Source organism: Micromonospora humidisoli, from assembly GCF_016900955.1.
GTDB lineage: Bacteria > Actinomycetota > Actinomycetes > Mycobacteriales > Micromonosporaceae > Micromonospora > Micromonospora wenchangensis.
In genome coordinates this window covers 1-20,023 of the sequence record NZ_JAFEUO010000002.1, presented here as the reverse complement: position 1 = coordinate 20,023, position 20,023 = coordinate 1, and the positions used below count along the sequence as shown (strand labels likewise).

General features: G+C 74.5%; 10 protein-coding genes, 1 rRNA gene and 2 pseudogenes. 5 read left to right on the top strand and 8 right to left on the bottom strand.

Annotation, left to right across the window (positions count from 1 at the left end; translation table 11 throughout):
- Positions 1 to 43: 43 nt before the first annotated feature.
- The 3 genes from JQN84_RS05460 to pgfA form a co-directional block, all read right to left on the bottom strand.
- Positions 44 to 1,558: a DUF6114 domain-containing protein gene (locus JQN84_RS05460; protein WP_204957367.1), complete on the bottom strand. Its 1,515-nt coding sequence runs from the start codon at positions 1,556 to 1,558 to the stop codon at positions 44 to 46.
- A gap of 101 nt (positions 1,559 to 1,659) precedes the next feature.
- A complete protein-coding gene (locus JQN84_RS05455; RefSeq protein ID WP_204957366.1) occupies positions 1,660 to 2,274 on the bottom strand; it encodes a DUF6230 family protein in 615 nt (204 codons plus the stop codon).
- Between the two features lie 362 nt (positions 2,275 to 2,636).
- Complete coding sequence (pgfA, locus tag JQN84_RS05450; protein WP_204957365.1) at positions 2,637 to 3,818, bottom strand: cell envelope lipid trafficking protein PgfA; 1,182 nt, start codon at positions 3,816 to 3,818, stop codon at positions 2,637 to 2,639.
- 113 nt (positions 3,819 to 3,931) lie between these two features.
- Between pgfA and JQN84_RS05445 the strand changes: the two genes are divergently transcribed.
- On the top strand, positions 3,932 to 5,149 hold the full coding sequence (locus tag JQN84_RS05445; RefSeq protein ID WP_204957364.1) for an acyltransferase family protein: 1,218 nt from the start codon (positions 3,932 to 3,934) through the stop codon (positions 5,147 to 5,149).
- On the opposite strand, the gene JQN84_RS05440 is transcribed toward JQN84_RS05445, so the two are convergent.
- Positions 5,044 to 9,276: an alpha-(1->3)-arabinofuranosyltransferase gene (locus tag JQN84_RS05440; protein WP_204957363.1), complete on the bottom strand. Its 4,233-nt coding sequence runs from the start codon at positions 9,274 to 9,276 to the stop codon at positions 5,044 to 5,046. The two genes, JQN84_RS05445 and JQN84_RS05440, sit on opposite strands and share 106 nt — an antisense overlap.
- A 172-nt stretch (positions 9,277 to 9,448) precedes the next feature.
- Between JQN84_RS05440 and JQN84_RS05435 the strand changes: the two are divergent.
- Positions 9,449 to 10,594, top strand: a pseudogene (locus tag JQN84_RS05435) (glycosyltransferase family 4 protein); the annotation flags it as partial.
- A gap of 131 nt (positions 10,595 to 10,725) precedes the next feature.
- Here the strand turns inward: JQN84_RS05435 and JQN84_RS05430 are convergent.
- On the bottom strand, positions 10,726 to 10,920 hold the full coding sequence (locus JQN84_RS05430) for a hypothetical protein (RefSeq protein WP_204957361.1): 195 nt from the start codon (positions 10,918 to 10,920) through the stop codon (positions 10,726 to 10,728).
- A 39-nt stretch (positions 10,921 to 10,959) separates the two neighbouring features.
- Positions 10,960 to 12,601 (bottom strand): annotated as a pseudogene (locus tag JQN84_RS05425) (MmpA family trehalose lipid delivery protein).
- Between the two features lie 148 nt (positions 12,602 to 12,749).
- Here JQN84_RS05425 and JQN84_RS05420 point away from each other — a divergent pair.
- The 3 genes from JQN84_RS05420 (at position 12,750) to JQN84_RS05410 (ending at position 18,675) form a co-directional block, all read left to right on the top strand.
- The gene (locus JQN84_RS05420; protein WP_204957359.1) at positions 12,750 to 14,048 is read left to right on the top strand and encodes a polysaccharide biosynthesis protein; all 1,299 of its coding nucleotides are present in this window, start codon (positions 12,750 to 12,752) and stop codon (positions 14,046 to 14,048) included.
- A gap of 12 nt (positions 14,049 to 14,060) precedes the next feature.
- Positions 14,061 to 16,577 (top strand): DUF5005 domain-containing protein, encoded by a 2,517-nt coding sequence (locus tag JQN84_RS05415; protein WP_204957358.1) that lies wholly within the window; start codon positions 14,061 to 14,063, stop codon positions 16,575 to 16,577.
- 277 nt (positions 16,578 to 16,854) lie between these two features.
- Positions 16,855 to 18,675, top strand: coding sequence for a VanW family protein (locus tag JQN84_RS05410; RefSeq protein WP_204957357.1), 1,821 nt, complete (start codon positions 16,855 to 16,857; stop codon positions 18,673 to 18,675).
- A gap of 225 nt (positions 18,676 to 18,900) precedes the next feature.
- Here JQN84_RS05410 and JQN84_RS05405 read toward each other — a convergent pair whose 3' ends face one another.
- The gene (locus JQN84_RS05405) at positions 18,901 to 19,527 is read right to left on the bottom strand and encodes an NADPH-dependent F420 reductase (protein ID WP_204957356.1); all 627 of its coding nucleotides are present in this window, start codon (positions 19,525 to 19,527) and stop codon (positions 18,901 to 18,903) included.
- A 375-nt stretch (positions 19,528 to 19,902) separates the two neighbouring features.
- A 5S ribosomal RNA gene (rrf, locus tag JQN84_RS05400) occupies positions 19,903 to 20,019 on the bottom strand.
- Positions 20,020 to 20,023 lie beyond the last annotated feature (4 nt).

Here is a 20,023-nt window from a genome sequence, read left to right as displayed (position 1 = left end):
GGCGGATGCCCGCCCCCGACACACCGTGGGGGTGGGAGCAGGGTCAGGAGAGGCTCAACGCCAGGGCCGGTCGGGCGGTCAGCGTGTCGGAGTCGACGAACGCCAGGTCGATCGCCGGGTCGGTGAAGGTGATCGGGATCGGCGAGGTGACCGGGATGCCGTCGGGGAACGGCAGGTCGGGGGTCAGCGTGATGGTGATGCCGAGCAGCTTGCCGACGAACCGGGTGGCGTAGAACGCGACGTCGCCCCGCACCGTCAACTCGTCGGTGACGTACCGCTGGTGGCGGCCCGCCGGGCCGTCCGCGACCAGGCTGAAGTCGGCGGTGACCGCCCGGCTCATGCTGAACTTCAACGCCGTCAGCGTGCCGTCGGCGGTGGGCAGCTCGACGATGCCCTCGAACCGCAGCCCGGTCATGGTGACCCGGGTGCCGGTCAGCTTGGACGGCTGCCGGGCCACCCTCGGCTGCCCCGGCTCGGGGGCGATCCTCGGCAGCGGCCGTCCCGGCCGTACGGTGCCGGGGCCGCCGGGTTTCCCGGGGGTGCAGCGGGTCGGGGGGCGGGTCGCGCTGGGCTTCGGTCGGGTGGTGGGGGTGGCCTTCGGGGTCGTCCCGGCCCCAGGCAGCGGGGTGCGGCCGGACGGGGTGGCGGTCGGATCGGTCCTACCACCGCCGGTGAACAGGTCACCGATGCCGTGCAGCAGGTCGGTGAGCAGGTTGCCGTCCGGGGACGGAGACGAGGACGGGGACGGGCTGGCCGCGCCGGGGGTGGCCGTCGGGGTCGCGGTCCGGCTCGCCGTGGGACGCGGGGCGGCGGTCCCGGTGGGGATCGGCCGTGCGCAGGTGGTCGGTGCCGACTGCGGCGCGGCGGCCCGTACCGGCTGCGACGCGGCGGCCCGTACCGGCCCCGGGGCGGCGGCCACCAGGGCACCGGCGGCGAGGCCGAGGACCAGCAGCGCGACCCCGAGGTGGCGCGGGTCCCGCCCGCCTGCGGGGTCCTGTGCCGGATCGCGTGCTGTGGTGGCGTCAGTTCCGGAGCCGCCGAAGAAGCCGAGCCGGCCGTCGGCGTCGAACCCGCCGTCGACGCCGGGGGCGGCGTCCGCCTCGGGGTCGGCGTCCGGGTGGGGTGCGGCGGTGGTCGGCGCGGCGGGGTCGGTGGCGGGCGGTGGGGCGGGGCGGACCGGGGTCCAGGCGAAGCCGAGGGCACTGCCGACGAGGCCGAGCAGCAGACCGAGGAAGAACCCGCCGAGGTTGAGGCCCATCAGGGAGTAGACCGTGGTGACCGCCGCGACGATCGAGTAGAACAGCCGCTGGCCGGGGCTGAACCAGAGCAGCAGCCCACAGGTGACCAGGATGATCGGGATGAGCAGCGAGTAGAGCCCGGTCGCGCCGGAGGAGAAGCTCAGCCCGTTGAGGGTCATCCTGGTGGAGGCGAACATCTCCACCCCGGCGAGCACGGTGAGCAGGCCACCCCAGAACGGCCGGCTGCGTCGCCACCGGCGGAAGCTCCGCCACCCGCGACCGGGGCCGGCCGGGGCGTACGGCGGTTGCGCGCTTGTCACGTGCTCCTCCTGGGCGGATGGGTTCGGGGTCGGGTGGGCCGGGCCCCTGCCGTCCGGCGGGGGTGACGAGAGGGGTCCGGCCCGGCGTCGTCGGGCGCGGCTCACTCGTCCGCGAAGCACTCCTTGCCCTTGGCGGCGTCGCCGACGTTCACCTTGAGCCGCAGGCCGGTCAGGTTGAACGTGGCCGCCGTGGTGTAGCGGGACACCTGCCGCAGGTCGGTGATGGTGACGTGCTGGGCGTCCTGGCCGAACGAGCCGGCCTGCGCCGACGCGTTGAGGTCGGTGGCGTCCCGGCCGATGCGGATGTTGGTGAAGGTGGCGTTGCCGCCCAGGCTGTCCATCGCGATCATCATGTTCTTGGCGGTGGCCGGCTTGTCGTCACCGGCGTTGATGGTCAGCACCACCGGCAGGCCGGGCAGGTCGGCGCGGACGGACTGGCAGAGCTTGTAGAGCTGCGCGCTGCTGATCTCGGAGAGGGCGACCGGGTGGACCTTGCCGTTCTTCTCCTTGACGATGCCGCCGTACTGGGTGAAGCCGTCGCCCTCCAGGCGTTCGGCGCCGATCTTGAAGGTCTGCCCGGAGACGGTGATGTCGGAGGCGATGGCCCCGCTCTGCATGCCGAACAGGATGGCGCCCACGGCGGCCGTCGCGGGCACCATCATCGCGGCGAAGCGCCGCCACCGGGTACGCCCCGGCTCGTCGGTCCGATTCTGCACGGATTCCTCCTCAGGCTGGTGCCGGTCGTGGAAGCCGGTCGGGCCGCCGACCGGGCCGGAAGATCTGTTACCGACGGGTAACGAATGTGCGCCTGATGGTGCACCCGCTGAGGCGTGGCTCACAAGACCCCACCTACCGACCGGTAACCGTCGATCGCCGGGACCGGTCGCCATGTTCACGCTGGGTGCAACCCACTCCCCGCCGCCGACCGGATAGATACCGCCAAATCCGGCGTCGATCCTCACGCTGAGCTGACAAACCATCGACAGGTTACGATTGTGCAACGGATGCGGACGGTTACCGGACAGACGCGGAGGGCGGGCCGGGAAACCCGACCCGCCCTCCGCACACCGCTGTGGAGTCAGCGCGTACCGGAACCGTCGCCGGTCCGCCAGTTGGTCGACGCGGGTGGGATCTCGTCGGTCAGCGGACCGCCCGGCCGCCCGGCGGCCGGCCCACCGACCGTGGCCGGCTCGGCCTTCCCGCCGCGGGTCGGCACGTCGGCCGCCGGGGCGACGCCTGCCGAACCCGGGCCGCCGGCCGTCGTCGCACGCCGCCCGGCGACGACCAACCAGAGCCCCAGCAGCAGCACCAGGCCACCGAAGACGGCCAGCCCGATCGGCAGGGTACGGCCGATCAGCTGGAGCTTGTCCCGGGTGACGCCCGCCGACTTCACGCTGTTGGCGATGGTCGCCTCGTCATAGACGAAGTCCGCGTCGAGCAGGGTCACCGGGCTGCCCTGGTTCGGCACGAAGTTCTTCCGCTGCTGCTCGCGTACCTTGACGAAGTTGCCGCTGACCGGCTCGATCCAGATCGTCCGGGTGTTGCTGTAGGTGACCTTGCCGGTGGTCGCCCCCGGGGCCAGCGCACCGGCCAACGCGGTCAGCGAACCCTCCGGGGTGACCAGGTCGGTCTCCGGAATCCGCTGCACGTACCGGTACGCCTCGGTGCCGTTGATCTGCTCGGTGCCGTCGAACACGATCGGCAGCCCCCGGCGCAGGTCCCGGTCGAAGAAGGTGTGGTCCCGGCGTTCGGCGCGGAACGGGAACTTGTAGGTCTGCCCGGCGAAGGTCACCGAGTCGTCGGTGCCACCCGGACCGTCGGTGTCCAGGTATTGCTTGTCCCAGTCCCGGGCGGCGGCACTGACCCGGTCCAGGGCGAACTCGGCCGCGTACTTGCTGACGTCGGAGCCGTTGTCGGTCCGCACGACGGTCCCGTAGACGTCCCAGACGACCGCCTCGCCCCGCAGGTCGCCGGTCATCTCCTTCTCGGTCGTCGCCGCCTGCGGCACCACCTCGGTGGTGGCCTTGAGCTGCCCGGTCTGGATCGTCGGCTTCCCGTCGAGCACCTGCATGTAGGTGGCGTCGTCGGCGATCGCGACGCTCGCCCGCAGGCACCCGTCCGGCTTGCCGTCCGCGTCGCAGAACGTCAGGTCGTACGGCAGCTTCGTCACCGACGGCGCCACGTAGTACGCCGTTCCCGCGGCGACCGCGAGCGACAGCACGCCGATGCCGAACAACGCGGCACCCAGGCGAGTCTTCACTGGTCCTCCCCTAACAAAGACGGTCAGCCGGTTACCGGCGGAAGATCGAGGATGTAAAACTTGGCCGCAGGTTACTCCCGAGTCACATAGCCCCGCGACCCTCTGGACGGTTGATGTCTGCCCCGCTTCCCGATCAGGTCCTGCGACGGCTGCCCGCCCTCGACGCCGTCCGGGTGATCGGGGCACTCGCCGTGGTGGGGCACCATGTCGGCTTCGCCACCGGGCGTAACACCGGCGACACCACCGTCGGGGCCTGGCTGTCCCGACTGGACGTGGGCGTCGCGGTCTTCTTCGTCCTCTCCGGGTTCCTGCTGTTCCGGCCGTACGCGCACGCGCGGGCAACCGGCCAGCGGCCCCCGGGCACCGGCCGCTACCTGTGGCGACGGGCCACCCGCATCCTGCCCGCCTACTGGATGGCGGTGGTGGTCTGCCTGCTGGCGCTGCCACAGAACCGGCCGGCGTCGACAGGTGACTGGCTGCGGCACCTCACGCTGACCCAGATCTACCAGCACGGGCAGCTGCGGCACGGGCTCAGCCAGACCTGGAGCCTGGCCACCGAGGTCACGTTCTACCTGCTGCTGCCGGTGCTGGCGGTCCTCCTGCTCGGCCGGCGACGGACACCGGGCACACCGACGTCGGCCCACCCGGACGGGGTGCTGCGGATCGCGGTGGCCGCGACGGTGGTCACCGGCGGCTGGGTGGCGTTGATGGGGTCGGGCCTGCTCAGCCTCGGCCTGCACACCATGTGGCTGCCCTCGTACGCCGGCTGGTTCGGTGCCGGGATGGCCCTGGCCGGCGCGCAGGTCGCGCTGCGCACCGGCCGGGGCGGGCGCTGGCGCTTCCTGGACGACCTGGGTCGGGCCCCGCTGGCCTGCTGGACGATCGCCCTGGGCGCGCTGGCCGTCGCCACCACCCCGGTCACCGGCCCCCGGGACCTGGCCGAGCCGACCGCCGGCCAGTTCGCCACCAAGCTCGTGCTCTACCTGGTGGTCGCGGTGCTGCTGATCGTGCCGGTGGCGTTCGGGCCGCAGACCCGCACCAAGGGCGTCTTCGACAGCATCGTCGGCCGGTGGCTGGGCCGGGTGTCCTACGGGCTGTTCCTCTGGCACCCGTTCGTGCTGGAGGGGATCTACCTGCTCGACGGCCGGCCGGAGTTCACCGGTGACCCGCTCGGCACGTTCGCCCTCACCGTGGCCGGTGGGCTGGTCCTCGCGGCGGTCAGCTACTACGCGGTGGAGCGCCCCTTCCAGCGCTGGGGTGGCCGGTGGCCACGTCGGCGCAGCACCAGCGACAGCCAGAGCAGGGTGGCGGTGGCGACCGCGGCCAACTGAGGCAGCCAGGCGGTGTGCCCGCCCCGGGTCGCCGCCCACCAGCCGGCCACCGCGAAACACGCCACCGGCAGCCAGCGCACGGTGGCCCGGCGCAGCCGGTGCATACCGCGCCGGTCCGGCGGGTGCAGGTGCGGTTCCAACGCCCGACCGGCCAGCACCACGGCCACCACCGTCAGCGCCACCCCGACCGCCGCCGGCCCGCCGAACGACAGCAACGCCCCGCCGCCGACGAGCGCGGCGAGCACCCGCCCGCGCCGCCGCCGCAGCACCACCGCCCCCGGGGTACGCCGTGACGGCAGCAGCGCCAGCAGGGCGACCCCGGCCAGCAGCACCGCCCCGGCCCCGAGCGCCAGCACGTACCCCCGGTCGGGGGCGAACCGCAGCGTCACCGTACCGGCCACGTCGGCCGGGACGAGCCAGCCCTGCTGCCAGCCGTCCACCACGAACGGGGTGAGCGTCCGGCCGCCTGCGGTGGCGACCCAACCGGCGTTGGCGTTCTCCCGCAACGCCAGCACCCGCTGGCCGGGATAGCTCTCCAGGCGCAGCACCCGACGGGAGGCCGTCCACTCGTCGACCCGCAGCACCGTCCGGGTCGCCCCGGGTGGTCGGGGTCCGCCGGTCGCGTCGCTCGTACCGGTGCCGGCCGCGGTGCCGCCGGCCGGCACCGCCGGGGTCGGGGCCCCGCCCGTCGGGGTGAGGGCGAGCCGGGTCGGTACGGTCAGCCGGGTCCCCGCCGCCACCACCCGGTTCTCCCCGGCGGCCAGCCGCAGCGGCGTCCTCGCGGCCGGACCGCAGAGCACCGCCGGCACCTCGCGTAGTTCCACCAGGTCCCGTCGGCTGGCGACCAGCGCGGTCCGGCGCTGCCCACCGGCCACGGTCACCGTCGGGCCGGTGCCGCAGGGCAGGGTCACCCGCTTCGCGGGGTCCACCGTGGTGGCCGGGCCGTCCGGTAGCACGGTCAGCTCACCCACCCCCACCGGCAGGTCCTGCGTCACCCGCCGGTACGGGTCGTACGACGCCGTCGGCACCACGTCGGCGATCAGCACGGTCAGGTCGTCGCTGCGCATCGGCCTGTCGAACAGCAGCGTGCCGCCCTCGTCGAGCACCCCGCCGCGCATCCCCTCGTCGCCGAGCACGGTGACCCGCCAGGGGCGGGCCGCCGCCGCACCGGGCGGCAGGGTGATCCGCAACCCGCTGACCGTACGCGCCTTCGGCCAGGTCAACCGCAGCCACGGTTGCCGGTCGGCGTCGGCGGCGTACCAGATGGTCGCGGGGTTCCCGTCGACCACCGCGCCGGGGCGGGCGCTCGGGTGGGACACGCCGACGGTCGAGGCGGCCACGGTCGGGGTGACCCCGGTGGTGACCGCCGCCGCCCCACCGGGATCGAGCAGCGCGTTGAGCGCCCCGCCGGGCCGGGGCCGGGCCCACAGCGCGACCCGGTGGTCCGCGCCGACCGGCAACCGTACGGTGCGGTCGATCCGGTCGCTGTCCTCGGAGGCGCGGGCCATCGCCCCGGCGCAGATCGGCCGGCCCTCGTCGAAGACGCACGCCGGGATGGCCGGGGCTGCGACGAACACCATCGTGGCCGGCCGGTCGGTGGCCGGCGGGTCCGGCACGACCAGGGTCCGGGCGGCCTCGACACCGGGGATGACGAGTTCGGCGATGCCCACCCCGCCGAAGCCGGCCCGCACGTCGAAGACCTGCTCGACGGTGACCCGGACGAACCGGGTGGGGTAGCCGTCGGGCAGGGGCACCTCGACGGTCTGTCCGGCGGTCTGCACGGTGCTCTGCTGCCGGCCTGCGGTCACGGTGATCCTGGTGGGCAGCGAGTCCGCCCCGGTGTCGAAGGTGATCCGCACCTGCCGCACGACCTGCGGCCGGTCCAGTTCCACCTCGAACCACTGCCCCGGCGCGCTGGTTCCCGGGGCGGACCGCCAGGACGTGCTCAGGTCGCCGTCGACTGCCGCGTACGGCTGGTGTTCGGGGCGTCCCCCGCCCAGCGGCTGCGCCTGCGACCAGGAACTGGACGCGGTCACCCCGCCGATGCCGAGGTACCGCACCACGGTGGACTGCCCGTCGGCCCACTCCGGCAGGTAGTCCCGGGCCGGGGCGTCGAGCTGGGGGCGGTCCCGGGCGGTGAGGGTGGCCGAGGCGTTGTCGTGCTGCTGCCCGAAGGCCACCTCCCGGCGGCGCAACCCGTCGGTGAGCGTCACCGACGACGCGTCCAGCCCGGCCGGGCGGTCCCCGGCGAGCACGGTGGGCGCGGCGGAGAGCCGGCCGGCGGCGGCCAGCGGCAGCAGCGACTCGGGGCCGCCGACGACAGTGGTCAGGTCGGCGGCGTCGTACGCGACGACCCGGTCGACGTCGCGGCGGACCTCGTACACCTCCAGGGCCCGGACCGCGACGTCCAGTCCCCGGTCGACGACGTTGCCGGGCAGCCGGCCCCCGCCGACCTCGGGGCCGAACCCGCGCACCGGCTCGATGCCGGCGGAGCGCAGCAGCGCCTGCCGGACCACCACCGGCCGGACGGCATCGCTGCGGCCGTAGTCGAGGTCGGAGCGCAGCAGCAGGTACTTCACCCCGGAACGGGCGAGCAGGTCGGCGAGGCCGGCGGAACCCTCCCCGTCGGCCAGTGCCGACTCGACGGTGTCCAGCAGCCGGATGGTGCCGGGCGGGGTGAGCGGCACCGAGCTGCGCACCGCCCACGGCCGGTCGGACAACGGCTGGGTGATCTCGTCGCTGGGGCTGCCCCACAGGTAGCGGGGGAACCGGGCGGCGGGCACCACCAGCACCCGGTCGTCGCCGACGGCCCGGTCCAGCCAGTCCGACGCCTCCCGCCAGTAGCCGGGTACCCCGGCGAAGCTGCCCTGGGCGGCCAACCCGCCGCCGAGCGCGGGCGTGGCCACCGCGGCGACCGCGACCAGGGCGGTGCCGGTGACCAGGCCGGCACGCAGCCGGACCGGTTGCAGCGCCCGCGGCAGCACGGCGGCCAGCTCCGGCCGGTCGCCGGTGCGGGCGGCCCGCAGCACCAGCCCGACCAGGTGGGCCAGGCCGAGGATGAGCGGCAGCCGGAGCACCACGTCGAACTTGTGCACGTTGCGCAGCGGCGCGCCGGCCGCGTCGAGGAAGGTGCGCTGGGTCTGCGCGCCGAACCCGTCGAGCTGGCCGAGGTGCCCGAGCCCGACCAGGGCCAGCCCGACCAGCAGCCCGGTGACCAGGAACCGCCGGTACGGCATGCCCCGGCGGGCCAGCCCGGCGATGCCCAGCCCGGCGACCACCAGGGTGGCGACCACCAGGGGACGTTCGGTGGCGAGCCGCCAACCCGCTGTCCACGGCGGCCCGTACGCGCCGGTGAGGTAGGCGTGCCAGTGCGAGGCGCCGCGCAGCACGGTGGTGGTGTCGGTGGGGGTGGTGGTCACCGGCGCGGTCTCGATGTAGTCGAGGAACGGCGGGCTGTACCGGCCGAGCAGCAGCAGCGGCACCAGCCACCAGGCGGTCGCCGCACCCACCGCGAGCCCCCAGGCGGCCAGTGCCTTCACCCGCAGCCGGAACGGGTGCAGGCCGAGCAGCCAGAGCGCGGCCAGCGGCACCACGGCCAGTACGGCTGTCGCGTTGACCCCACCGGCACAGGCCACCACCAGGGCCGACCGGGTGACCGCCCGACGCAGCGGCACCCCGTCGACCAGGCCGACCAGCGGGACGAGCACCCACGGGGCGAGCGCGCTGGGCCACGCTTCCACCGAGATCGGGCCGAGTTCGGTGAGCAGCCGGGGGGAGAGCGCGAAGGCGGCACCGGCGAGCAGCCGCGCCCACGGGGTGCCGACGTGCAGCCGCTCGGCGAGCCGGACCACGCCGACGCAGGCCACCGTCAGCAGCAGCGCCCACCACAACCGCTGCACCACCCACGCCGGTACGGCGAGCAGCTTGCCGAGCAGGAAGAACGGTCCCATCGGCCACAGGTAGCCGTACGCCTGATTCTGCAACTGCCCGAAGGTGCCGTCCGGGTCCCAGACGTGCAGGGCCCGGGTCAGCCATCCGGCCGGATCGATGGCCAGGTCGACCTTGGTGTCGATGGCGATCAGCCCGGGGTCCTGGAGGAACGCCAGTGCCGACAAAGCCAGACACACCGCCACCAAGCGCACACGCCACACCGTGCTCGATGTGTCGTCCGGCCCCTCGGCCGCCCCCGGACGGCCCGGCGACTGCTGCATCTCGCCTCCGATCGGGCATTGCGACGTGCGTGACGCAGCCCATAGTGTGACGCGACCGCGAAGACTACTCGGCAGTAGGAGTTGAGTGTTGGACGCACCCGCTGCCGCCACCACCAGGCACGTTCTGTTCCTCAACTGGCGGGACACCCGCAATCCGGAGGGCGGCGGATCGGAGGTCTACGTCGAGCGGATCGCCGGCGAACTGGTCCGCCGCGGCCACCGGGCCACCCTGTTCTGCGCCACCCACCCCGCCGGTCCCGACGAGGAGACCACCCCCGACGGCGTACGCGTGCTGCGGCGCGGTGGCCGGCACACCGTCTACCTCCGGGCGGCGCTGGCGTACCTGGCCGGGGCGCTCGGCTTCGGCCCGCTGAGCCGCCGCCGGGGCGGCCGACCCGACCTGATCGTCGACGTCGGCAACGGGCTGCCGTTCCTGTCCGCCCTCTACGCCCGCCGACCGGTCATCGCGCTGGTGCACCACGTGCACCGCGAGCAGTGGCCGGTGGTGCTCGGCCCCGGGCTGGCCCGGTTCGGCTGGTGGGTGGAGTCCTGGCTCGCCCCCCGGGTCTACCGTCGCTGCCGGTACGTCACCGTCTCCGCCGCCACCCGCGACGAACTGGCCACCCTCGGCATCGACCCGGCCCGGGTCGACATCGTGCACAACGGCACCCCGGACATGACAGTCGGGCAGGTGCCCCGCTCGGCGGAGCCGTCGCTGGTGGTGCTCGGCCGGCTGGTCCCGCACAAGCAGGTCGAGGTGGCGCTGTGGACCCTCGCCGCGCTCGGCGACGAACTGCCCGGCCTGACCCTGACCGTGGCCGGGCAGGGCTGGTGGGAGGCGCAGCTGCGGCACACCACCGCCGAGCTGGGCCTCACCGACCGGGTCCGGTTCACCGGCTTCGTCTCCGACGCCGACAAGCGGCAGCTGCTCGCCTCGGCCTGGGTGGCGCTGACCCCGTCGCTCAAGGAGGGCTGGGGGCTCACCATCGTCGAGGCCGGCGCGGTCGGCACCCCGACGGTCGCGTTCCGGGGCGCCGGTGGGGTCGAGGAATCCCTGGTGGACGGTGAGACCGGCCTGCTCGCCGAGGACGTCGACGACTTCGTGGCCAAGGTGCGCCGGCTGTTGACCGACGACGACCACCGGGCCACCATGGGCGCGGCGGCCCGCGCCCATGCCGCCCGGTTCACCTGGCCCGTCTCGGGCGAAAAATTCGCGGCCCTCGTGACGAGAGCCGCGAACGGTCCGGCGGGCACGCCGGTCGAGCGGTCGGGGCCGGCGGACACACCGGCGCAACGGTCGGAGCAGACAGGACAGTCAGGGTCGACGGTGCCGGCGGGGTCACCGGCCGGGCAGGTGGAACGGTCCTACCTGGTGCCGTAGACCAGCGGCCGGTTGGCACCACCGTTGCCGCCGCCGGACTCGGTGCGGGCGGCCTGCTCGGCCTTCGCCGCCTCGGCCGCCGACGTGCCGGTCAGGCTGGTGGCCAACGCCACCGTGCCGAAGGCACCCAGAGCGATCGCGGCCACCGCGACCAGAACCAACGAGAGAGCACTGCGCATGGTGCTGTATTCCTCCTCGTGAGCTGCGTGCGCGGCACGTTACCACCAAGTAGCCAACGCCGGGAGGGCCGCGCGGACGATCAACCACCGGCCCGGCAGGCAGGGGAAACAGGCGGCGACCGGCCGGTCACCGGCCGGCGGGATTCTCGTACAGGGTCAGGTCGGGCCCGGCGTACACCTCGCGCAACCCGGCCAGCGTCGCCGGGTCCACCCGGCCACCGACGGTCCGCTGCACCACCACCCACCGCACCCCGGTCGCGGCGACCGGGCCACCGGCGGCGAGCACCCGGCCCACCTCGGCGGCCCGCGGGTTCTCCCCCCGCACCGCCGTCGACCCCACCCACAGCGTGTCGTCCACCAGCACGTCGGCGTCGACGTAGCGGGGCAGCGGGTCCAGCACCGTCCGACCGTCGTTCCACGGGTAAGCCCGGTAGGCCCCGAACGGCAGCGACAGCACCTCCCCCGACCGGCCGTCCAGCCGCCGGGCCACCGCGTCCCAGTCCGCCGGGTACGCCACCGGACGCAGCCGGCCCGCCGCACCGAACGCCAGGTCGGGCAGCACCACCACGGGCAGCAGCAGCACGGCGACGAGCACCGCACCGGCACCGCCCGGCGCACCCCGGGCGGCGACCCGATCGGCCAGCCGCTCCGCCCCCAGCGCGGCGGCCAGCGCCAGCAGCAGCGCGTACGGGACCAGGAGCTTCTGCCCGTCGCGCAGCACCCCGGCCCCGGGCACCGTCGCCACCAGCCACCCCAGCCCGGCCGACCCGCCCGGCAGCGCCCCGGCCAGGGCGGCCAGGAAACCGGCCACCGCCAACCCGACGAGCCGGTCCGCCGCCCCGGCCGGCCACCGCCGGCGCAACTCCCGCAGGCCGTACCCCGCCAGCACCAGCAGGACCACCGTCGCCAGCGGGGTCAACGGCGACGCGCGGCTCGCCGGGACGGTCTGCCCGTTCCAGATCCCGCCGGTGCCGGCCAGCGCACCGACCACCCCGCTCCAGTTCTCCGCCCGCGCCGCGAACGCGGCCACCCCGGCCGGGTCGGACCGGGCGTCCGCCGCACTGAACCCGGCGACCACCAGCCACGGCAGGTTCAGCAGCAGCAGTGCGCCGACGGCCAGCGCGGTCGTCCGGACGGCACCCCGTCGGGCGACCAGCACGGCGACCGTGACCAGGGCGACCAGGCCACCCGTCGGGGTGACCACGGCGGGCAACGCGGCCAGCACCAACCGGCGCAACCCGCCCGGCCGGTGCACCCGGATCGCGGCGTCGACCAGCCAGGGCAGCGCCCCGTACGCCAGCAGCAACCCCCAGTGCCCGATCAACAGCCGCTCCGCCAGGTACGGCGTCCACGCGTAGCCGACCGCGGCGACCACCCGGACCACCGGCCGCCGGGCGGGCACCAGCCGACCGGCCCCGGTCGCGGCGAGCAGCAGCACCCCGGCCAGCACCAGCCGTTGCAGCAGCCACCCCGGCACCGCCTGGCTGGCCAGCGAGACCAGCGCGTCCAGCGGGACCGCCCGGGGCAGCGAGTCGACCGGCGCGACCAGTTCGGCCCGCCACGGCTGCCGGGGCACGAAGACCATGTCGTAGCCGAGCACGTACCCGGGCGCGGCCAGCGGGGCCAGCACCAGTGCGGTGACGGCCAGCCCGGTGACGACGAGGATCGGCCTCTCCCGCAGGGGTTGACCTCCTCACTAGGCTGACCCGGCGATCGACGCCGGCGTGGCGACACTGTACTTGCGCTGCTGGCGACGGGCGGAGCCGCCGACCCGGGCGATCACGGGCGGGGCAGCGGAGCACCGGCGGAGCCGGCGACACGGAGCGGTGATGGGCACAGCAGCGGAGCACCGGCGACCCGGGGGCCGGCCGACCGACGGCACCGGGGGCCGGGCGGCCGGGATCGGCGTCGCCGGGGTGGCCGTCACCCTGGCCGGGGTCTTCGTCAACGGGCTCGCCTACGTGGTGCCGGTCCTCGGTGCCCGGCACCTCGCACCGGCCGAGCTGAGCGCGCTGGCCACCCTGCTGGCGCTCGGCGCGATCGGCGGCGTGGCCGGCACCGGCCTGCAGATCGCGGTGGCCGTGCACCGGGCCCGGCACGGTCGGGCCGGCACCGCCCGCCCCACCCTGCTGACCGTGGCGGTGACCACCGCGCTGCTGGCCGTGACGTTGCCGGTCGCCGCCGTCGGGCTGCGGTTGACCGGCCCGGCGGTGCTGCTGCTCGGGGTGCTGACCGTGGCCGTGGTGGCCGCCGGCCGGTGGCTCGGTGAACTCCAGGGCGACCAGCGTTTCCTGCGGCTGGCCGGCGGGATGGCGTTGCTCGCCGCCGGCCGCTACGGCGGCATGATCGCCGGGCTGGCGTCCGGTGGCGGGTTGACCGGCGCGCTGCTGGCCGGGGCGGTCACCTCTGTGCTGGTGCTGGCACTGCTGGTCCGGCTCAACCGGGGGGCGGGCCTGGACCCGGTCGCCCCGACCCTGGCCACCCGGACGGTGCTCACCGCCAGCGGGGCCACCCTGGCAATGCTCGTCGTGTCGTACGCCGACCTGCTGCTGGCCCGCCGGTTCCTGCCCCCGGACGCCTCCGGCACGTACGCGGTCGGCACGGTGCTCACCAAGGGCGCGTTGTGGGCCCCCCAGGTGGTGACGGTGATCGCGCTGCCCCGGCTGGCCCGGGGCGACCGGGGCACCCTGCGGGCCGCGCTGCTGCTGGTCGGGGCGGCCGGCGCGGCACTGGTGCTCGCCGCGACCCTGGCCGGTGGCCTGGCCTTCGGGTTGGCCGGCGGCCCGGAGTACACCCGCCACGGCGGTCTGGCACCGCTGTTCGCCGCCACCGGGGCGCTGTACGCGCTGGTCTTCGTGCTGATCAACGCCCGGGTCGCCGCGGCGGCCCGGTGGCCCTCGGCACCACTGTGGATCTCCACGGCGGGTTTCCTGGCCGCGACCGCCACGGTGGTGCCGCACACCGTCACCGGGATCGCCGGTGCCGCCCTGGCCACCGCGGCGGTCACCGCCGCCGTCACCGGCGTACTGACGCTCCACCGCGCCCCGGCAGCACCGTCCACGTCCACCCGGCCGACGACTACCGCCCCCGCCGTCGATCATGACACCCTACGGGTCGGTGACCGGTAGACGGGGGTTCTGGTGGCGGTGGTCGACGTGGGCCGGGGCGGTGCCGGTGTCCGCCGGCCGACCCGCTGGCTGCTCGCCGTCTGGCTGGTCGGGGTGCTCGCCGCCGTACCCGCCGCGACGCCGCACCCGGCCCGGCCCGACGACGGGACGGCCGCCGCCCGGCTCACCGCCGCCTTCGACGACTACGGCGACACCTCCGGCCGGTGGAACGGCGCCGACCGGACGGCCTCGGTACGGCTGCCCGACGGCCGGCTGCTCTGGCTGTTCTCCGACACCTTCCTCGGCCCGGTGCACCCCGACGGCTCCCGCCCCCGCACCGCGCCGTTCGTGCACAACTCGGCGGTCGTCCAGCAGGGCGACCAGCTCACCGCGACCCTGCACGGCGGCACCGCTGACGACCCGCGCGACCTGATCCCCGCGACGGCACCCGGCGAGTTCTCCTGGATCGGCGACGCCACCGTCTCCGGCGACACCCTCCAGGTGCTGGTCCACCGCTACCGGCGTACCGGTGTCAGCCCGCTGGACCACACCCTGCTCGGCACCGCCCTGGCCACGTTCGCGCTGCCCGCGCTCACCCCCACCGGGGTCCGCCCGCTGCCCCTGGCCGCCCGGGTCTCCTGGGGCTCCGAGCTGCTCCGCGACGGCGACCACACCTACGTGTACGGCACCGAGGCGGCCGGCGGGGCGAAGTTCGCCCACCTGGCCCGGGTGGCCGGCGACGACCTGACCGGCCGGTGGGAGTTCTGGACCGGCAACGGCTGGTCCGCCGACGACCGCGCCTCGACCCGGCTGCTCAGCGGCGTCGGCACCGCCTACGGGGTGCAGCGGGTCGACGGCCGGTACGTGCTGGTCACCCAGGAGAACAACCTGGTGTTCAGCGGCGACCTGGTGGCCTACTTGGCCGACGCACCGACCGGCCCGTTCACCGGCCCGGACTACCTGCACCGGGCCGGTGAGACGGCGGCCGGCCACCTGGTCTACGACGTCGACCTGCACCCGGAGCTGGCCCGTCCCGGCCGGCTGCTCTTCTCCTACAACGTCAACGACGTCGACGACGCGGTCACCTACGCTGACGCGGGCCTCTACCGGCCCCGTTTCGTCGAGGTGCCGTGGCCCCGCCGCCGCCCCGACCTGGCCGAGCTGCCCCCGCCACCGGCGGCGGTGACCGCCCGTCCGGGCGGCGCCGGCACCGCCGAGCTGGCCTGGCCGCCGGTACCCATCGACGACGAACTGCGCTACCAGGTGCACCGGCGGGACGTCACCGCCGGTCAGACCCATTTCGTCCGGATCGGCGAACCGGTCGACGAGCCCCGCTTCGCGGCCGACTTCCTGGTCAACGGGCACGACTACGAGTTCCGGGTGAGCGCCGTGGGCCGGCGCGGCGAGGGCCCGCCCTCACCGCCCGGCCGGGTCACCGCCACGGTGCCGCCCCCGCCACCGCCGGGCGGCCTGCGGGCGGTGCCGGGCCGGGCCGGTGACGTCGCGTTGAGCTGGCAACCGGTGCCCTTCGTCCAGCTCTACCGGGTGTACCGGCACGACCTGGACACCGGGGAACACGACGCGGTCGGCACCTTCACCGGCACCACCGCCACCGTCGCGTTCCTGCGGCACGCGCACCGCTACGAGTTCACCGTGGTCGCGGTCGGCGGTGGCGGCGACAGCCCACCCTCGGCCCCGGTCCGGGTCACCGCCCTGGTCACCCCACCCGCGCCACCGTCGGGCCTGGTCGCCGCCGGGCAGCCCGACGGCACCGTCCGGCTGGCCTGGCGCACCCTCGGGCCGGGCGTCTCCTACCGGGTGTACCGGCGGGACCTGACCGCCGGCACCCGGGAGTACGGCCCGCCCGCGCTGGAGACCACCGCCGGGCACCTCGCCCGGCACCTGGAACACGGCCACGAGTACGAGTTCACAGTCAGCGCGGTGAACGGCGGCGGCGAGGGGACCCGGTCCACGCCGGTGCGGGCCCGCGCCCGGTTCACCGCACCCGGCGACGCCCCCCGGCAGCTGCGCGCCAAGGCCGGTGTCGGCAGCGTCGAGCTGACCTGGCTCTCGCCGGTGCCGGACGGCTGGCACCGGGTCCACCGGCGGGACGTCACCGCCGGGGAACGCGACTTCACCGTCGACGAGATCCCCACCCGGGGCACCCGGGCCGTCGTGGCGGGGCTGCGCAACGGCCACGAGTACGAGTTCACGGTGGCCGCGACGAACCAGGCCGGCCCGGGCCCACGCAGCGTGCCGGTACGGGCCACCCCGCGGTTGCCCACCCCCACCGGTCTCGTCGTGACCGCCGTCGACGCCGGTGAGGCCCGACTGACCTGGCAACCTGCCGGGCCGGGGTTGGCCTACCGGGTGCAGTGGCGCGACGTCACCGCCGGGGAGCCGTGGCGGGCCGACCCGTACCCGGTGCGGGAAGCCCGGCACACGGCGGTGCTGCTGACCCGGGGGCACGACTACCGGTTCCGGGTCGCCGTGACCGACGGGCGGGACGACGGGCCACCGACCCCGGCCGTCGGCGTCCGCATCCGCTGAGCACCGGCCGGTGGCGCGATCCGGGTGGCGGGCGACTGTGCCGCCGACCACTGCGGGTCCCGGCGGAACACCGCACCACGGTCGATTCGTCCGCCCCCGTACGGCGGCCACCTGGCGCTCATCCGGACACCGTGCCACGAACGCTCATACACCGTGTGACCGGCCGCGACACGCGGCGGTGAGGATGGCCGGACGCACGCTGTCGGCTGGCCGTGCGGTTGGCTACCGTAGGTGTCCCTGGGGGCCCGCAACCCCCCACGTGGTACGTCCGATCGAGGTGGCTGTGACCCTGTACGGCGACAAACCGGTCTCCGACGACCGCCCCACGGTGCAGGTCACCGCGGTCAGCTGGCCGTCCGAGGACGATCCCCCACCGCCCGGTGGGCCCGCAGGTCCCGGTTCCGGACCGGGGCCGTGGTGGCGGCGCGGCCGGGTGCTGCTCGCCGCCGGGGTGACCGCCGCGGTGCTGGCCGGGGTGGTCGGCGCGGGCGCCTGGGCGTACGCCGGGGACGTCCCACGCGGCACCAGCGTGCTCGGCACCGAGCTGGGTGGCCGCAGCCGGGCCGACGCGGCCCGGGAGCTGCGGGCCGAGTTGCAGAAGCGGGCCGCGACGCTCGACGCGCCGTTGACCGTGGTGGTGGGCGAGAACCGGGCGGAGATCAAACCCGCCGACGTCGGCCTGACGGTGGACGTGGACGCCACCGTCGCCGCCGCCACCGACGCGCAGGCGCACCCGGTGGACCGGCTGTTCGGTTCCCGTTCGGTCGACCCGGTGGTGACCGTCGACGCCACCAAGCTGGACGCGGCGTTGCGGCAGGTCCTCGGCGAGCAGGGTCGGGACATGACCATGCCGGCGATCATCTTCACCGGCACCACGCCGAAGCCGGTCTACCCGAAGCCGAGCCTGACCCTGGACCCGGAGCAGTCCGCCCGGGTGGTCCGCGCGGGCTGGCTGGCCGGCCAGCCGGTGACGGTGCCGGTGGTGGAGAAGAACCCGGTGACCACCCGGGAGGAGGTGGACCGGATGATCGCCGAGCTGGCGAAGCCGGCGGTCGCCGCACCGGTGACGATCACCTCCGCCAAGGGCTCGGTCAGCGTGCCGCCGGCGGCGATCGCCCGGTCGTTGCGCTTCTCGGCCGACGACGAGGGGAAGCTGACGCCGAAGGTCGACGTGAAGCGGCTCCGGTCGGCGCTGGGCAGCAAGCTGACCGCGATCGAGTCGACGCCCAAGGACGCCGGGTTGACCATCTCGGGCGGTAAGCCGAAGGTGGTGTCGGGCCGGGCCGGCCAGCAGCTCGACGCGGCGGCGCTGAGCCGCGACCTGCTGGCGGTGCTGCCGAAGCCGGACGGCCGGACGGTCACCGGGCAGCTCAAGGAGGCCGAGCCGGAGCTGACCGAGGCGAAGCTGGCCGAACTGGGCATCAAGGAGCGGGTCTCCACCTTCTCCACGAAGTTCCCCGGTGGGCTCTCCTCGCCCCGCAGCCAGAACATCATCCAGGCGGCGAAGGACGTGGACGGCACCATCGTCAAGCCCGGGGAGACGTTCTCGCTCAACGGCCACACCGGCGAGCGGGGCTACGACCAGGGCTACAAGGACGCTCCGGTGATCCTCGGCGGCAAGCTGGTTCCCGGGGTGGGTGGCGGCGTCTCCCAGTTCACCACCACGCTCTTCAACGCCAGTTACTACGCCGGCTTGGAGGACGTCGAGCACAAGCCGCACTCGTTCTACTTCAGCCGCTACCCGGCGGTGATCGAGTCGACGATCTTCTGGCCGGACCTGGACTTCAAGTTCCGCAACAACACGCCGTACGGGGTCCTGATCGACACCGCGTACACCTCGGACACGATCACCGTGTCGATGTGGAGCACCAAGATCTACGACAGCGTGAAGACGGAGTACGGCCCGCGCCGCAACATCACCTCGCCGAGGACGGTCTACCTGGAGCCCGGCCCGAGTTGCATCGCCGCCGCCGGCAGCACCGGCTTCACCCAGGACGCCTTCCGCGTGATCAAGAAGGATGGCAAGGTCGTCAAGCGGGAGAAGTTCAGCTGGACCTACGACCCCGAACCCAACTTCGTCTGCGGTCCCAAACCCTGACCCGCGCCCCGACCCGCGCCGGGCCGGTACCACCCCGGACACGACCGAGCCCCGCCGGCTGATCAGCCGGCGGGGCTCGGTGTCCCCGGGTACGCGGTGTGTCCCCGGGTACGCGGTGCCTGCCGGACATCCGGGCCGGCCCGGCATCCGGTGCCTCCCGGCGGAGGGAGTCGCTGCGGTGGTGGGTGGCGGTGCCACCCGGCCGTGACCCGCCGACGTGGCAGGTCAGGGGCGGGCTTCGGCGAGGCCCTGCCGGACGCCCTCGGCGTCCCGGTCGGTGCCGTACACGGGGGTGTCGGGCTGCTGTCGCCAGCTCTCGTCGAGGGTGCCCGCGTCGACCGGGTCGAAGCCGAGCGCGTCGACGAGCTGCATCACGAGCTGCTTGGCGTCGTTGTCGTCCCCGGCCACCGGCAGCGCGATCCGGTCACCGGCGTCGGCCGGCTTGCCGTGGTCCATCAGATGCGCCGCCTGGATGTTGTTGAACGTCTTCACCACCCGGGCGCCCTTGAGATGGTCGGCCGTCCACCGGCTGGAGCTGAGGCTGCGGTCGAGCAGTTCGGCGATGTCGCCGTCACGCTGCGGGTAGTAGTTGTTGGCGTCGACCACGATCTTGCCGTCGAACGGCTGCACCGGCAGCGTGGGCACCGCGAACAGCGGGATCGCCACCACGACCAGCTCGGCGTCCTGGACGGCCTGCTCCACGGTGCCGGCCGTCGCGCCGCTCTCCCGGGCCAGTTCGGTGAGACTCTCCGGGCCACGCGAGTTGGCGACCGTCACGTCGTGCCCCAGGGCGCTCAGCCGCCGGGTGAGGGTGCCACCGATGTGCCCCGAACCAATGATTCCGATCTTCATGACCACTCCTGCCTCCGCCGGTCCCGACGGTCAGTTCCGGTCCTACGGTCAGCAGGTACCCCGACAGGTTCGCTCCGATTGCGGTCGGGGCGTGCACCACGTCACGTCGTCGCGGACCCGGGCGCGGGCCCGGGAGCCAGGTCCCGAATCGACGGTACGAGGTCACGGGCGTCATCCGGGCCGATTCACCGAACGTCGGCAGCCCCTGCCGGTACCCGCCCCGCCCCTGGCGTCGGTCCTACGCCTGGCGGACACCGCAGCTCAGGGCCTGGACGCAGCCCCAGGGGACTGTTCCCCCGGGCAGGTCGCGGGTGAATGGGTGCGGACAGCAGTCGAGGCCGGCCCCGTGACGGGGCCGGCCTCGACCGAAAGATTGTCCGGCGGTGTCCTACTCTCCCACACCCTCCCGAGTGCAGTACCATCGGCGCTGGAGGGCTTAGCTTCCGGGTTCGGAATGTAACCGGGCGTTTCCCCTCCGCCATGACCGCCGTAACAC